General features: G+C 50.2%; 1 protein-coding gene. It reads right to left on the reverse strand.

What is annotated here, in order from left to right; translation table 11 throughout:
- On the reverse strand, positions 1–161 hold a 161-nt coding region (locus KVT32_RS30175; protein ID WP_217619438.1), incomplete at its 3' end, for a MerR family DNA-binding transcriptional regulator.
- Between the last annotated feature and the right edge of the window lie 108 nt (positions 162–269).

The following is a 269-nucleotide window of genomic DNA, read 5'->3' on the forward strand; positions in this document are numbered from 1 at the left end:
ATGAACCGTCCCCGGGGGACAGCTTGGTCGTCATAGTAACGAAAGCCGCCAAGCTTCTTCTCAGGCTGGGCAAGCAATCCCCGCCGCTCATAGAACCGGACAGTTTCGACATTGACACCCGCTTCTGCTGCAAGTTTCCCGATAGTAAATGCCTGATGCATATATGTCCCTCCGGTCTCAAAAAATTCGCTTGGCTCCGTACTATTGTACGGACTCTATACTACGTTTACCAGCCTTACTTTGGAACGTGGATGAACACAGAAAACCTT

It is taken from the genome of Achromobacter sp. GbtcB20 (assembly GCF_019091095.1).
GTDB lineage: Bacteria > Pseudomonadota > Gammaproteobacteria > Burkholderiales > Burkholderiaceae_B > Achromobacter > Achromobacter mucicolens.